Consider the following 15,341-nt stretch of genomic DNA (forward strand, 5'->3'; position numbering starts at 1 on the left):
GACAAGCCCGGCCATGACGGAAGTGAAGAGGCACCGGCTATACGAAATCCCGCCCTTGCCAATCCTGTGCTCGACGCTAGTTAACACTGGCGCGGCTTCCGCGCTGGAGCTTGATCAATGACCGATGCACCTGCCTATGAGCCGCCGAAAGTCTGGACCTGGAACAAGGAAAATGGCGGCCGTTTCGCCAGCGTCAACCGCCCGATCGCCGGGCCCACGCATGAGAAGGAACTTCCCGTCGGGAAGCATCCGTTGCAACTTTATTCTCTGGCGACGCCAAACGGCCAGAAGGTCACGATCATGCTGGAAGAGCTGCTCGCGCTCGGCCATTCCGACGCCGAATATGACGCGTGGCTGATCAAGATCGATGGCAACCAGTTCGGCAGTGGTTTTGTTGCGGTCAATCCGAATTCCAAGATCCCGGCGCTGCTGGACCGTAGCGGGCCGGAACCGATCCGCGTGTTCGAGTCCGGCGCGATCCTGATGCACCTTGCCGAGAAGTTCGGTGCATTCCTGCCGACCGGCGGTCAGGCTCGCGCCGAGTGCCTGTCATGGCTGTTCTGGCAGATGGGCAGCGCGCCGTTTCTTGGCGGCGGCTTCGGCCACTTCTATGCCTACGCGCCGACCAAGATCGAATATGCCATCGACCGCTATGCGATGGAGGTGAAGCGTCAACTCGATGTGCTCGATCGTCGTCTGGCGGACAACGAATATCTGTCCGGCCGCGACTACACGATCGCCGACATCGCAGTCTGGCCGTGGTACGGCGGGCTCGTCAAGGGCCTGCTCTATGGCGCAGGCGAATTCCTGTCGGTGCATGAATACAAGAACGTGCTGCGCTGGACCGATCAGATCGCAAAGCGCCCGGCCGTGAAGCGAGGCCGCATCGTCAACCGCATCTCGGGCGATCCCGCGAGCCAATTGCACGAGCGCCACGATGCCAGCGACTTCGAGACCAAGACGCAGGACAAGATCGGGGAGGCGGCGAGCTAGCTTTTCGCGCCCTCGGCTGCCGGAAACACCACCCGGTCGTCGGTGCGGCAATAGCGGTCGGCGAACATGCGGCCGACGGGGTGGTAGCGGTCCATGTGCACACGCATGGCCTCGCGGTCCCACAGCTCGTCGCGGATGTAGAAGTGGATGCCTTCACCCATGATCAGCCGGCGGTCGCCGTTGACGTCGATGATCTTCCAGGTCTTGCATTCCATTGCCCACGGCGCATCCGCAAGGCGCGGCACTGCCACGCTGGTCGATGGCGCAAGCTTGAGCCCGAGATAGTCGGGCTCGCCCACATCTGGCGGAAAGTCGCCGCTGGTCTCATGCATCGCGTGCGCCAGCGGCTCGTCGGTCATATTGACCACGAATTCCCCGGTGCGCTCGATGTTGACAAGCGTATCCTTCACCCGCCCGTCGGGCCGCAGATTGACTGCGAACATGCAGAGCGGCGGGTCCTCGCAGAACACGTTGAAGAAGCTGTACGGCGCGGCATTGACGACGCCGGTTGGACCGACGCTGGTCACCCAGGCGATCGGTCGCGGCAGCACGAAGGATGCCAGCACCTTGTAGCGTTCGCGCGGCTTCAGATCGCTGGCAGCGTATTCCATGGTGGCTCCTGTAGAGTGGGCAAAGCGAAGCGTGCCCACCATTCTGGCTCAGCTCGTGAAGGTGGGCACGCTTCGCTTTGCCCACCCTACGGATCGCCGCGTCCGCTACGGCATGCTGAGTTCGTGCCGGCCGACCACCATCCAGTGCACTTCGTCCGGACCGTCGGCGAAGCGGAGATGGCGGACGTCCTGGTACATTTCGGCAAGCGGCGTCCATTGCGAGATGCCGGTGGCGCCGTGCATCTGGATTGCCTGGTCGATGATCTTGCAGGCGCGCTCGGGGATCATGGCCTTGACCATGGAGACCCAGACGCGCGCTTCCTTGTTGCCGAGCACGTCCATCGCCTTCGCCGCCTTCAGCACCATCAGCCGCATCGCCTCGATCTCGCAGCGCGCCTGCGCGATGATCTGCAGATTGCCGCCGAGATGCGCGATCTTCTTGCCGAAGGCTTCACGGGTGAGGCCGCGCTGCACCATCATGTCGAGCGCCTTCTCCGCCTTGCCGATGGTACGCATGCAATGGTGGATGCGGCCCGGCCCCAGGCGAACCTGCGAAATTTCGAAGCCGCGGCCCTCGCCCAGCAGGATGTTGTCCTTCGGCACCCGGACGTTGTTGAAGCGCAGATGCATGTGGCCGCGCGGTGCATGATCCTGCCCGAACACATGCATGGGGCCGAGGATCTCGACGCCGGGCGTGTCCTTTGGCACCAGGATCTGCGACTGCTGCTTGCTCGGCGGCGCATCCGGATTGGTCTTCACCATCACGATCATGATCTTGCAGCGGGGATCGCCGAGGCCGGAGATGTAATATTTCTCGCCGTTGATCACCCACTCGTCGCCGACGAGCTTTGCGGTGGTGGAGATGTTCTTGGCGTCCGACGACGCGACGTTGGGCTCGGTCATGGCGTAGGCCGAACGGATCTCGCCGTTCAGGAGCGGCTTCAGCCACTTCTCCTTCTGCGCCTTGGTACCGACACGCTCCAGCACTTCCATGTTGCCGGTGTCGGGCGCCGAGCAGTTCATGGTCTCGGAGGCCAGCGGGCTCTTGCCGAGCTCGGCTGCAATATAGGCGTAGTCGAGATTGTTCAGGCCTTCGCCAGTCTCGGCGTCGGGCAGGAAGAAATTCCAGAGGCCTTCCTCCTTGGCCTTCTTCTTGGCCTTATCGAGCACTTCGAGCTGGCCGTCGGTGAAGCTCCAGCGGTCGTTCTTGTTCTCGCCGTGGCGATAGAAGTCGACCGACATCGGCTCGACGGTTTCCCGGATGAACTTCTTCACATGCTCATAGAGCGGGCGGACCTGATCCGACATGCGGAGGTCGTTGAGCTCGTCGCCCGGATTGAGCGTGTAGTTGGTGGTCCGGGGTATGTAGGCGTGTTTCATTTTCTTCCTCCCATCGCCGAGATCGTTGCGGCCAACATAGACGCGGCGGCCTCAAAGCGCGAGCGCACATTTTTCATGGGTGCCTGCGCTGACGCAGCGCAGGACACGAGTGCCGCATGACGGAATTCGAACAGCGTTTAAAACGCCGTGTAGCCGCCGTCGATCACGAAACAATCCGTCGTGTGGTACGACGACGCCTTGCTCATCAGATAGACCGCGATGCCGCCGAAGTCGGAGGGTTCGCCGAAGCGGCGCACCGGGATGCGCGGCATCACATTGGCGACGAATTTGTCATTCGCCATGATGCCGGCCGTCATGTCGCTCTTGATCCAGCCGGGCAGGATTGCATTCGCGGTGACGCCATGGCGGGCCAGCTCGACGCCGAGCGCGCGGACGAGAGCATTGATCGCGGCCTTGGTGCCGGCATAGTGCTCGTTGCGTGCGGTGCCGAACAGCGACGCCAGGCTCGATGTGGCGACGAGGCGGCCGAAGGCATCGCCGGCCTCGGCGCGCTCGGTCATGTGGCGAGCGGCGGCCTGGAATACATGGAACACCCCGTCGAGATTGGTTGCGAACATGGTTCGCCATTCCTCCTCGGTGCGGTCGATGAAGGCGCGCCGTCCGCCGCCGCCGATCCCGGCATTGGCAAAGCAGCCGTCGACGCGGCCGAGGGTGTCGAGCGTCGCCTTCATCGCGTCCTGCACCGAGGCGGCATTGCTGACGTCACAGATGCGGGTGTCGACCTTGCCGGGACCCGCCGCCATCGTTGCCGCGGCGGCCTTGTTCTTCTCGGCGTTGCGGCCCCAGATCGAGACATTGCAGCCGGCGGCATTGAGCGCCTGCGCGATGCCAAGCCCGATCCCGCCATTGCCACCGGTGATGACCGCAACGCGGCCCGAGAGGTCGAAGATGCTCATGGTATTTTTTCCTTGGCGTATTTCCCTGGGGTGTTTCCATTTGCCCTGACGCACGTTAATCGTGCATCCGAAAGCGAGGCGTTCTTGCTCCACCATGGACAAGCCCGCCTCAAAAATCAAATATGGGCCTAGGGATTTGGCCACCGCGTTACTCATGGCGCGGGCGCAACTCGCGAGGAAACAATGCAATTCAAGCACGTCACGCTCGATTTCGATGGACCGGTCGCGGTCCTCAAGCTCGACCATCAGGAGGTCATGAACGCGGTGTCGATCGACATGCTCGGCGGCCTGGCCGAAGCGCTCGATGCGATCGAGGACAAGCGGGACGAGGTGCGCTGCGTTGTGATCACCGGTGCCGGCCGCGCTTTCTGCACCGGCGCCAATCTGCAGGGACGCAACAACCAGACGCCGGGCAGGCGAAACGCCGGCGCGGCGCTGGAGACCGCGTTCCATCCGTTCCTGCGGCGGCTGCGCAATCTGCATTGCCCGATCGTCACCGCGGTCAATGGTCCGGCGGCGGGCGCCGGCATGAGCTTCGCGTTGATGGGCGACATGATTCTGTGCGCGCGCTCGGCGTATTTCCTGCAGGCCTTCCGTCGCATCGGCCTGGTGCCGGATTGCGGCTCGACCTGGCTGCTGCCGCGACTGGTCGGCAAGGCGCGTGCGATCGAATTGTCGCTGATGGGCGAGCGGCTGCCGGCCGAGAAGGCGCTCGAATGGGGCCTCATCAACCGCCTCCATGACGACGGCGCGCTGATGGATGAAGCGATGAAGCTCGCGCATGAGCTCGCCAATGGGCCGACCGTGGCGCTGTCGCTGATCCGCAAGCTCTATTGGGATAGCCCGGAGAATTCGTTCGAGGATCAGCTCAATCTCGAATTCCAGTGCCAGCGACAAGCGGGCACCACCGAGGATTTCAAGGAAGGCGTCACCGCGTTTCTCGAGAAGCGTCCGGCGAAGTTCAAGGGCAAATGATCGAGGCCGAACTCGCGCGCTGCGTCGCGTCCTTCCATCCGGGCGCGACCGGCGTCACCGGCGCCGCAAAACTCTCCGGCGGCGCCAGCCAGGAAACCTGGACCTTCGACATCGTGCATCCGGGCGGCACTATCGGCGCGATCCTGCGCCGCGCGCCGCCGGGTTTTGGTGCGGCACCCTCGCGCGCGGCCGGGCTCGATGCGGAGGCGAGCTTGATGCAGCTTGCGCATGATGCCGGCCTACCGTCGCCGCGCGTGCTGCATGTGCTAAGGCCGGAGGAGGGGCTTGGTACCGGCTTCATCATGGCCCGCGTTGAGGGCGAGACCATCGCGCGCAAGATCCTGCGCGACGAGCAGTTTGCCAAAGCGCGGCCGCTGCTGGCGCGCCAGCTCGGCAAGGTTGCAGCGGGCATCCACGGCTTGCCGGCGACGAAACTGCCGAAGCTGAGGCAGATGACGGCGACCAAGGAGATCGGCGATCTCGAGCGGGAATATCGCGGCTTCGACTGGCCGCGCCCGGTGTTCGAATTGGCGCTGCGCTGGCTGCGCGACCATGATCCCGGTCCATCGGACGAGGTGACGCTGGTGCATGGCGATTTCCGCCACGGCAACCTCATCATCGGTCCCGACGGTGTGCGCGCGGTATTGGACTGGGAGCTCGCGCATTACGGCGATCCGATGGAGGATCTCGGCTGGATCTGCGTCAACTCCTGGCGCTTCGGCGAGATCGACAAGCCGGTCGGCGGCTTCGGCTCGCGCGAGGAGCTGTTCGCGGGTTACGAGGAGGCCGGCCGCAAGGTCGATCCTGTCAGGGTGATGTTCTGGGAAGTGATGGGTACGCTGCGTTGGGGTGTGATGTGCTGCGGCATGATGCAGCGCTTCCGCATTGGCCCCGACCATTCGATGGAGCGCGCGATGATCGGCCGTCGTGCGTCTGAGACCGAGATCGATTTGCTCAGGCTATTGGCACCGCGAGGGCGTTGAGATGCAGGACGAACCGACACCAACAGAACTGATCAAGGCCGTCGCAGACTTCCTACGCAACGAGATCGCGCCCGCGATCAAGGGCCACAACGCATTCAAGCTCCGCGTCGGCATCAACGCACTCGATCTGGTCACGCGCCAGCTTGCGTTGGCGCAAGTGGCCGATGCCGCGGAGGCGGCGCGGCTCAAGCAATTGCTCGGCACCGACGGCTCGCTGTTCGAGCTTAACCGCGTGCTCTCGGAGAAGATCGCGAGCGGCGTGGTTGATTTGCAGACGCCGGGACTGGCCGATCATCTCTGGCAGACCACGATGGACAAGCTCGCCGTCGATCAGCCGAACTATGCGGCGTATAAACGGGAGATGGGCGACACAACGAGATCGTAGTTGTGTCGTCATGCCCGGGTTTGTCCCGCGCATCCACGCGCGTCCTTCATCGAGGTGCCAAAGATCGTGGATGGCCGGGACAAGCCCGGCCATGACGGAGAGCGAAGGCAGCCTACTTCCCCACCCATTTCGGCGGCCGCTTCTCGGCAAACGCCTTCGGGCCCTCGATGTAGTCCTGCGAGGCCGCCATCGCCTTCACAGCGGGGTACTCGCGCTGCTCGTTGATCGCCTGCTCCAGCGACACGGCGAGCCCGCGCTCAATGGTCTGCTTGGAGGCGCGGATCGACATCGGCGAATTCTTGCAGATGGTCTCGGCCCAGCGCACGGCTGCAGCGAGCGCCTCGCCCTGCGGCACGACCTCGTTGACGAAGCCGAGCTCAAGGCCTTCCTTGGCGCTGACGTGACGGGCGGTGAGGATCATGCCCATCGCGCGCTTCAGCCCGATCTGCCGCGGCAATCGGTGCAGGCCACCGGCGAGCGCGGCGAGGCCAACGCGCGGTTCCGGCAGCGCGAAGGTCGCATTCTCAGCGGCGATGATCAGGTCGCAGGCGAGCGCGATCTCGAATCCTCCACCCATCGCGACGCCATTGACCGCGGCGATGATCGGCTTGTCGCAGTCGAAGCGCGAGGTCAGCCCGCCGAAGCCGCCCTTGTCCCAGCCGCGCTTGCCGCCAGCCGCCTGCCATTTCAAATCGTTGCCGGCGCAGAACGCCTTGTCGCCGGCACCGGTAACGATCGCGACCCACTGCTCGGGATCGGCGGAGAAATCATCGAACACCTTGTTGAGCTCGAAATGCGCATCGATATGCAGCGCGTTGTACACCTCAGGGCGCGACAGCGTCACGATGGTGATCGGTCCCTTGCGTTCCACCTTCGAGAATTTCAGATCCATGTTCGCTCCCGCTGATTTTCTGTGGCGAAGAATATTGGCCGCGATAGTAGCGCGGCTCAGGCGCTTGATGCCAGCCAATTACGCAAGGCGTCTGCGCATGCCGAGCGCGACGTGATTGCTTGACTTGAGTGCCGTCTTCTCACCTTAATCGAGCTGAGCAGAGGCGTGCAGCGCCTAAACGCAAAACGACAAGCAACGACATCTTGCGGGAGAGACTACCTTGGATTTCAACCTGCCGGCGGACCTCGTCGCCTATCTCGCCGAACTCGATACCTTCATCGCGCGCGAGATCAAGCCGCTGGAGGAGGCCGACGATAACATCCCCTTCTTCGACCACCGCCGCGAATGGGCGCGCACCGATTTCGAGAACGGGGGCCTGCCGCGGCACGAATGGGAAGCGCTGCTGCGCAAAGCCAAGGACCGCGCCGATGCCGCGGGCCATCTGCGCTTTGCGATCCCGAAACGCTATGGCGGCAAGGACGGCTCCAATCTCTGGATGGCGGTGATCCGCGAGCATTTCGCCTCCAAGGGGCTAGGCCTGCACAACGACCTGCAGAACGAGCATTCGATCGTCGGCAATTTTCCTGTCGTCACCATGCTCGACCGCTACGGCAGCGACGCACAGAAGGCGATGATCGACGGTTCGATCACAGGAAAATACCGCATCACCTTCGGCCTCACCGAGCCCGACCACGGCTCCGATGCGACCCATATGGAGACCAGGGCGGAGCCTGCGACCCGCGACAACGTCAAGGGTTGGCTGATCAACGGCGAGAAGATGTGGACCACGGGCATGCATGTCGCAACCCATTGCGCGCTGTTCGCGCGCACGTCGGGCAATGACGGCGATGCGCGCGGCATCACCTGCTTCCTCGTGCCGGCGAAATCGGAAGGCGTGAAGGTCGAGGAATATATGTGGACCTTCAACATGCCGACCGATCATCCCCGCGTCAGCTTCACGGATGTGTTCGTGCCAGAGGATGCGCTGTTCGGCGAGGTCGGCCGCGGGCTGTCGCTGGCGCAATGCTTCGTGCACGAGAACCGCATCCGCCAGGCTGCGAGCTCGCTCGGCGCGGCCGTCTACTGCATCAACGAAAGCGTCACCTATGCCCGCGAGCGAAAGCCGTTCGGCAAAGCGCTGGCCGAGAACCAGGCAATCCAGTGGCCGCTGGTGGAGCTTGCGACCCAGGCCGAGATGCTGCGTCTGTTGATCCGCAAGACCGCCTGGGAAATGGACCAGCTCACCCAGGCGCAGGTCGAGCACACGCTCTCCGACAAGGTCTCGATGTGCAACTACTGGGCAAACCGGCTGTGCTGCGAGGCCGCCGACCGTGCCATGCAGGTCCATGGCGGCATGGGCTATTCACGCCACAAACCGTTCGAGCACATCTACCGCCATCACCGCCGCTATCGCATCACCGAGGGCAGCGAGGAGATCCAGAAGCGCAAAGTGGCGGGCTTCCTGTTCGGCTATATGGGAGCAGGCAAGCGCTAGCCCCGCACTCCACTGTCGTCCCCGCGAAGGGCGGGGACCCATAACCACAGGACTGCGTTGTGGCGCGAGCAAGCAGTTACAGCGGAGCACACAACAATGCCCTGTGGTTATGGGTCCCGGGTCGCGCTTCGCTTGCCCGGGACGACGGCGGTTTGTCGCGCGATATCACCCTCGCGCTGCGCGATCCTTCTCATTCTGCGCCTTGATCGAGTCGCGCGCGTTGGTCCAGTCGTCGTCGCTCCATTCGCGGAGCTGATAGAAATTGCCGCCCATCGCGAGCGCCTGGGCGCCGTCCATTGCGATGGTCTCGCCGTTGATCCAATCGCAGCCGCCGGAGATCAGGAACACGGCGAGGTTCTGCAATTCCTCCATGGTGCCGACGCGGCCCATCGGGTTCATCGCCTTGGTCCGCGCGCCGGCTTCGTCGCCCGGCTTGATGCGCTTGCTCATGCCTTCGGTCGGGATTTCGCCGGGCGCGATGGTGTTGAGGCGGATGCCGTATTTGCCCCATTCGATCGCGAGCGACATGGTCATTGCGTGGATCGCGGACTTGCTCATCGCCGACGGCACCACATAGGGCGAGCCGTTGCGCACCCAGGTGACGGTGATCGACACCACGTTGCCGCGATGCTTGCCGGCGATCCAGCGCCGCCCGACCGCATGGGTGACGTAGAACGTGCCGTGCATGACGATATTGGCCACCGCATCGAATCCGCGCGGCGAGAGCTCTTCGGAACGCGAGATGAAATTGCCGGCGGCATTGTTGATGAGGTCGGTGAGGGGGCCGCTGGTCGTCCAGATCGCCTCGATCATCTCGTCGACGGCCAGTGCATTGCGGATATCGACGCCGTGGCTGACCACGCGCCCGCCGTGCTGGTCCATCAGTTCCGTTGCGGTCTCGTCGCAGACGATCTTGCGGCGGCCGCAGATATGCACTTCGGCCCCCAGTTGCAGGAACTTCGCGGCCATGGACTTGCCGAGGCCGGTACCGCCCCCGGTCACGAGGATACGCCGTCCGGCGAGAAGCTGATCTGTGAACATGGTTTCCACCCAAAGGGGATTGTCAGTTAATTGGTCGATTGACTAAAACCGGCAACGGCCCTTCTGTAAAGCGCCATCAAGAACAGCGGAGGACAATTCCATGGAGCAACGCGTCACGATCTCGGTTTCCGATGGGATCGCCGATGTCCGGCTGGTGCGCGCGGACAAGATGAATGCGCTGGATGCCCCGATGTTCGAGGCGCTGGTGGCCGCAACCGAGCGCCTTTCGACCGAAAAAGGCGTCCGGGTGGTAGTATTGTCCGGGGAGGGGCGGGCGTTCTGCGCCGGTCTCGACATGGGGCGTTTCGCCGCGATGAAGGAGAATGGCGGCAACGGGATTGCCGGCGGCGAGAAGCGGGACCTCACCATCCGCACCCACGGGCAGGCCAATTTCCCGCAACAGGCAGTCTGGGGCTGGCGGCAGCTCCCGGTGCCGGTCATCGCCGCGGTCCATGGCGTCGCCTTCGGCGGCGGCTTCCAGCTCGCGCTTGGCGCCGACATGCGCTTCCTCAGCGCTGACGCGCGGATGTCGATCATGGAGATCAAATGGGGCCTCGTCCCCGACATGGCGGGCACGCCGATCCTCGCCACGCTGGTGCGTGACGATATCCTGCGCGAGCTCACCTATACGGGGCGCATCTTCTCGGCCCAGGAGGCCCTGGGCTATGGCCTCGCCACCTGCGTGTGCGACGATCCGCGCGCCGCGGCCTTCGAGGTCGCGCGCGAGATTGCCGGCAAGAGCCCGGATGCGGTCCGTGCCGCCAAGCGCCTGCTGAACAAGCTGTCGGTCGATCCCGGCCCGGCGCTGCTCGCCGAGTCCGTCGAGCAGCAGAAGCTGTTGGCCAGCCCGAACCAGACGGAGGCCGTGCGCGCCAACATCGACAAGCGCCCGCCGCGCTTTGTGGACGTGTAGGGCCTCTCACGCCGTCATGGCCGGGCTTGTCCCGGCCATCCACGTTTTGGTCTCTCGGCGACGAAGCAAGAACGTGGATCACCGGGACAAGCCCGGTGATGACGAAAACAGCGAATGCCGGGCCAACAACGGACAAGAACAACAAGCAAATGAGCGAAACCTCCCAACTCTTCCTCGGCATCATCAGCGGCGATCGCCGTCGCACGCATGAGGAAGTCGCCCAGCGCACTGAGCGCATCGCCAGCGGCCTGCGGAAGCTTGGCGTCCGCGAGGGCGACAGCGTGTGCATGCTGATGCGCAACGACATCGCCTTCATCGAGGCCGCCTATGCCGCGATGCGGCTCGGGGCCTATGGCGTGCCGATCAACTGGCATTTCAAGCCGGAAGAGATCAACTACGTGCTGACGGATTCCGGCACGAGGGTCCTGATCGCGCATGCCGACATGCTGCATCCGCTGCGGGATGCGATCCCTGCCGGCATCACCGTGCTGAGCGTGCCGACACCGCCGGAGATCCTCGCCAACTACAAGATCAATCCCGATCATCTCGGCGTGCCGGATTTCGCTGTTGATTTCGAGCCGTGGCTCGCGAAACACCCACGTTATGACGGCCCGGTAGTGCCGCAGCCGCAGAACATGATCTACACCTCGGGCACAACAGGCCATCCCAAGGGCGTCCGCCGCTTTGCCCCGACGCCGGAGCAGGCGGCCAATGCGGAAGCGATGCGCGCCATGATCTATGGTCTCAGGCCCGGCGTCCGCGCGCTGCTTCCGGGCCCGCTCTATCATTCCGCGCCGAATTCCTTCGGCCTCCGCTCCGGCCGGCTCGGCGGCGCGCTGCTGATGATGCCGCGCTTCGATGCGGAAGATTTCCTCAGCTTAGTCGAGGAGCAGCGGGTCGACACCGTCTTCATGGTGCCGACCATGTTCATCCGCCTAATGAAGCTGCCGGAGAAGGTGCGCAGGAAATATGACGTGTCCTCGCTGCGCCATGTCATCCACGCTGCCGCGCCCTGTCCGGCCGATATCAAGCGCGCGATGATCGAGTGGTGGGGGCCGGTGATCTATGAGTTCTACGGCTCGACCGAGTCTGGGGCGGTGACGTTCGCGAATTCCGAGGATGCGCTGAAGAAGCCCGGCACTGTCGGCAAGATTTCGCCCGGCGCCGAGCTGCGCTTCATCGGCGAGGACGGCAAAGTGCTGCGATCAGGCGAGATCGGCGAAATCTATTCGCGGATATCAGGCAATCCGGATTTCACCTACCACAACAAGCCCGAAAAGCGCGCCGAGATCGACCGCGACGGATTCATCACGTCAGGGGATGTCGGCTATATCGACCAGGACGGTTACGTCTTCATCTGCGATCGCAAGCGCGACATGGTGATTTCGGGCGGGGTCAACATCTATCCGGCCGAGATCGAGGCGGTGCTGCATGCCGTTCCCGGCGTGCATGATTGTGCGGTGTTCGGCATCCCCGATGCCGAATTCGGCGAGGCGCTGATGGCGGTGGTCGAGCCGCAAGCAGGGGCCAAGCTGGACGTCGCCTCGGTCCGCGCCCAGCTCAAGAACTCGCTCGCCGACTACAAGGTGCCCAAGCACATCGAAATCGCAACCAACCTGCCGCGCGAGGATTCCGGCAAAATCTTCAAGCGCCGCCTCCGCGACCCCTATTGGGAGCAGGCGGGAAGGAGGATTTAGCCTCCCGTCGTCCCGGGCTTGATGACAGACCCTCATGGTGAGGAGGCCCGTAGCGCCGTCTCGAACCATGAGGCCCCGACAGCGCCCGCGGCCCATCCTTCGAGACGCCGCTGGCGCGGCCCCTCAGGATGAGGTTGGAAGCCGAGGTCGGCGGCGCAACATCCTGTGTGCGCCGCCTCCAACTTCATCTTGCGCTGCGGCAAAAAAGTTGCACACTCCGCGCCTGCCGGGCAGTTGCTGGAGCGATCAGCCAATGTCTCCCCAGACCACGTCTTCCGAAACCGATGTCCGCGCCAACCGCGCTGAGGACAGCCAGGCGCTTGAGGAAGACACGCGGCTGCGCAATGACATCCGCCTGCTCGGGCGCGTCCTTGGCGACACCGTGCGCGACCAGGAGGGCGCCGACGTCTTCGACCTGGTCGAACGCATCCGCCAGACCTCGATCCGGTTCCATCGGGATGAAGACCGGCTGGCGCGGCGGGAACTGGAAACCATCCTCGACAGCATGTCGATCTCGGAGACGGTGCGGATCGTCCGCGCCTTCAGCTATTTCTCCCACCTCGCCAACATCGCCGAGGACCAGAACAACATCCGCCAGATGCGGGGGCGGGGAGCCGGTGCGCCGCGTCCGAGCCTGCTGACGCAGGCGGTGAGCCATGCGCAGCAGGCTGGATTCAGCCCGGACGATCTGCGCCGCTTCTTCAAGGGCGCCCTGGTCAGCCCGGTGCTGACCGCGCATCCGACCGAGGTCCGGCGCAAGAGCACCATGGACCGCGAGATGGAGGTCGCACGTCTGCTCGACCGGCGCGAGCGGTTGCAGATGACGCCCGAAGAGAGCGAGGCCAGCGACGAGCAGCTTCGCCGCGCCGTGGTGACGCTATGGCAGACCAATCTGTTGCGCCGGACCAAACTTACTGTGCTGGACGAGGTCACCAACGGATTGTCGTTCTACGACTACACGTTCCTCCACGAGGTGCCGCGGCTGCATTGTGCGCTGGAAGACCGGCTCAACAAGGAAGGCGGCGAGCCCGGCGAACTCGCATCCTTCCTGAAGATGGGAAGCTGGATCGGCGGCGACCGCGACGGCAACCCGTTCGTCACCGCCGACGTCATGCGGGGCACGCTGCGGCTGCAGTCGAGCCGGATCTTGAGCTTCTATCTGGAAGAGCTGCACTTACTCGGCGCCGAATTGTCGCTAGCCAAGAACCTTGCCGATGTTTCTGACGAGCTGCGTGTGCTCGCCGAGCGCTCGCCCGATCCTTCGCCGCACCGGAGCGGCGAGCCCTATCGTTTGGCGGTGTCCGGCATCTATGCCCGGCTCACCGCGACCGCCGAGAAGCTGCAGGTCGAGATCACGCGGCGGCCGGTCGGCAAGGCCGAGCCGTATACCAATGTGAATGAGCTGAAGGCCGACCTCGATGTGCTCGACCGCTCGCTGATTGCCAACAATTCCGCCGTCATCGCGCGTGGACGCTTGCGGCTGCTGCGGCGCGGGGTGGATTGCTTCGGCTTCCATCTCGCCCGCCTCGACATCAGGCAAAACTCCGCGGTGCATGAGCGCACCGTCGCCGAACTGCTTGATACTGCGATCCCCGGCATGTCCTACATGGCGCTCAGCGAGGATGCCCGCATCAACCTGTTGCTCGGCGAACTTCGCAGCGCGCGTCCGTTGTCCTCGCCCTTCGTGAAATACAGCGAGGAGACGCAAGGCGAACTCGCCGTGTTCCGGGCAGCCGCCGAAGCGCATGCGACCTTCGGCGCGGAGGCGATTTCCCAATGCATCATCTCGATGTGCAAGGGCATGTCCGACATGCTCGAGGTCGCTGTGCTCTTGAAGGAGGTCGGGCTCATCAATCCCTCCGGCCGCAGCGCCATCAACATCGTGCCGCTGTTCGAGACCATCGAGGATCTTCAGGCCTCCAGCGGCATCATGGACCGCATGCTGGCGCTGCACGATTATCGCCGATTGGTGGACAGTCGCGGCGGCGTGCAGGAGGTGATGCTCGGCTATTCCGACAGCAACAAGGACGGCGGGTTCGTCACATCAGGCTGGGAGCTCTACAAGGCGGAGATCGGCCTCGTCGAGGTGTTCGAGCGCCATCACGTGCGCCTGCGTCTGTTCCATGGCCGCGGCGGCTCGGTCGGCCGCGGCGGCGGCCCGAGCTATGACGCCATCATCGCCCAGCCCGGCGGTGCCGTGAACGGCCAGATCCGGATCACCGAGCAGGGCGAGATCATCTCGAGCAAGTATTCCAACGCCGAAGTCGGCCGCAACAACCTGGAGATCCTTGCCGCCGCGACGCTCGAGACCAGCCTTTTGCAGCCCAGGCAAAGCGCGCCGCGCGCCGAATATCTGAAGGCGATGGAGCAGCTCTCGGCGCTCGCCTTCAAGGCCTATCGCGGTCTGGTCTACGAGACCGACGGCTTTGCTGATTATTTCTGGGGCTCGACCGTCATCAACGAAATCGCGACGCTCAACATCGGCAGCCGACCGGCGTCGCGCAAGAAGACCCGCGAGATCGAGGACCTTCGCGCCATTCCCTGGGTGTTCTCCTGGGCGCAGTGCCGGCTGATGCTGCCGGGCTGGTACGGCTTCGGCGGCGCGGTCGAGGCCTGGATCGCGGAGCATCCGGAGCAGGGCATGCCGTTCCTGCAGGAGCTCTATAAGGAATGGCCGTTCTTCCGCACGCTGCTCTCCAACATGGACATGGTGCTGGCAAAGAGCTCGATCGCGATCGCCTCGCGCTATGCCGAGCTGGTGCCGGATGCGGAGTTGCGCGAGAAGATTTTCGGCCGCATCCGCCGCGAATGGCACCTGTCGATCGAGACGCTGCTGGACATCATGGGCCATGAGCGGTTGTTGCAGGGCAACCCGCTGCTCGAACGCTCGATCCGCAACCGCTTCCCTTATCTCGATCCGCTGAACCACGTGCAGGTGGAACTGTTGAAAGAGCACCGCGCGCAGAACCCTGACGAGCAGGTGCTGCGCGGCATCCAGCTCACGATCAACGGGATCTCCGCAGGGTTGAGGAATAGCGGGTAGGGAAGGCGAACAGCGA

General features: G+C 63.9%; 13 protein-coding genes. 8 read left to right on the plus strand and 5 right to left on the minus strand.

Annotation, left to right across the window (positions count from 1 at the left end; translation table 11 throughout):
• Window positions 1-117: 117 nt before the first annotated feature.
• Window positions 118-993: a glutathione-dependent disulfide-bond oxidoreductase gene (gene yghU, locus AC5ZG1_RS00955; RefSeq protein ID WP_496131744.1), complete on the plus strand. Its 876-nt coding sequence runs from the start codon at window positions 118-120 to the stop codon at window positions 991-993.
• On the opposite strand, the gene AC5ZG1_RS00960 is transcribed toward yghU, so the two are convergent.
• From AC5ZG1_RS00960 to AC5ZG1_RS00970, 3 genes are all read right to left on the minus strand, one after another.
• Window positions 990-1,604 (minus strand): flavin reductase family protein, encoded by a 615-nt coding sequence (locus tag AC5ZG1_RS00960; protein WP_474419529.1) that lies wholly within the window; start codon window positions 1,602-1,604, stop codon window positions 990-992. The genes yghU and AC5ZG1_RS00960 overlap by 4 nt on opposite strands.
• Before the next feature lie 105 nt (window positions 1,605-1,709).
• Window positions 1,710-2,984, minus strand: coding sequence for an acyl-CoA dehydrogenase family protein (locus tag AC5ZG1_RS00965; RefSeq protein WP_496131745.1), 1,275 nt, complete (start codon window positions 2,982-2,984; stop codon window positions 1,710-1,712).
• Between the two features lie 137 nt (window positions 2,985-3,121).
• Window positions 3,122-3,901: an SDR family NAD(P)-dependent oxidoreductase gene (locus tag AC5ZG1_RS00970; protein ID WP_456641029.1), complete on the minus strand. Its 780-nt coding sequence runs from the start codon at window positions 3,899-3,901 to the stop codon at window positions 3,122-3,124.
• 183 nt (window positions 3,902-4,084) lie between these two features.
• Here AC5ZG1_RS00970 and AC5ZG1_RS00975 point away from each other — a divergent pair, with 183 nt between their 5' ends.
• From AC5ZG1_RS00975 to AC5ZG1_RS00985, 3 genes are read left to right on the plus strand one after another with little or no spacing between them, the layout of a single operon-like run.
• Entirely contained in the window at window positions 4,085-4,876 is a 792-nt protein-coding gene (locus AC5ZG1_RS00975; protein ID WP_130224395.1) for an enoyl-CoA hydratase/isomerase, read from the plus strand.
• Window positions 4,873-5,859, plus strand: a complete 987-nt coding sequence (locus AC5ZG1_RS00980) for a phosphotransferase family protein (protein ID WP_496131746.1) — start codon at window positions 4,873-4,875, stop codon at window positions 5,857-5,859. Before AC5ZG1_RS00975 ends, AC5ZG1_RS00980 begins: the two co-directional genes overlap by 4 nt.
• Before the next feature lies 1 nt (window position 5,860).
• A complete protein-coding gene (locus tag AC5ZG1_RS00985; protein WP_456641026.1) occupies window positions 5,861-6,244 on the plus strand; it encodes a DUF6285 domain-containing protein in 384 nt (127 codons plus the stop codon).
• 112 nt (window positions 6,245-6,356) lie between these two features.
• On the opposite strand, the gene AC5ZG1_RS00990 is transcribed toward AC5ZG1_RS00985, so the two are convergent.
• A complete protein-coding gene (locus AC5ZG1_RS00990; RefSeq protein ID WP_130224390.1) occupies window positions 6,357-7,136 on the minus strand; it encodes an enoyl-CoA hydratase-related protein in 780 nt (259 codons plus the stop codon).
• Between the two features lie 220 nt (window positions 7,137-7,356).
• On the opposite strand from AC5ZG1_RS00990, the gene AC5ZG1_RS00995 reads away from it, so the two are divergent.
• On the plus strand, window positions 7,357-8,631 hold the full coding sequence (locus tag AC5ZG1_RS00995) for an acyl-CoA dehydrogenase family protein (RefSeq protein ID WP_496131747.1): 1,275 nt from the start codon (window positions 7,357-7,359) through the stop codon (window positions 8,629-8,631).
• A gap of 165 nt (window positions 8,632-8,796) precedes the next feature.
• On the opposite strand, the gene AC5ZG1_RS01000 is transcribed toward AC5ZG1_RS00995, so the two are convergent.
• Entirely contained in the window at window positions 8,797-9,672 is an 876-nt protein-coding gene (locus AC5ZG1_RS01000) for an SDR family oxidoreductase (protein ID WP_496131748.1), read from the minus strand.
• 100 nt (window positions 9,673-9,772) lie between these two features.
• Here AC5ZG1_RS01000 and AC5ZG1_RS01005 point away from each other — a divergent pair, with 100 nt between their 5' ends.
• From AC5ZG1_RS01005 to ppc, 3 genes are all read left to right on the plus strand, one after another.
• Window positions 9,773-10,585, plus strand: a complete 813-nt coding sequence (locus AC5ZG1_RS01005; RefSeq protein ID WP_496131749.1) for a crotonase/enoyl-CoA hydratase family protein — start codon at window positions 9,773-9,775, stop codon at window positions 10,583-10,585.
• A gap of 149 nt (window positions 10,586-10,734) precedes the next feature.
• Complete coding sequence (locus AC5ZG1_RS01010; protein WP_474418553.1) at window positions 10,735-12,282, plus strand: acyl-CoA synthetase; 1,548 nt, start codon at window positions 10,735-10,737, stop codon at window positions 12,280-12,282.
• A gap of 253 nt (window positions 12,283-12,535) precedes the next feature.
• Complete coding sequence (gene ppc / locus AC5ZG1_RS01015; protein ID WP_496131750.1) at window positions 12,536-15,325, plus strand: phosphoenolpyruvate carboxylase; 2,790 nt, start codon at window positions 12,536-12,538, stop codon at window positions 15,323-15,325.
• Window positions 15,326-15,341 lie beyond the last annotated feature (16 nt).

Source organism: Bradyrhizobium sp. Leo78 (genome assembly GCF_059512425.1).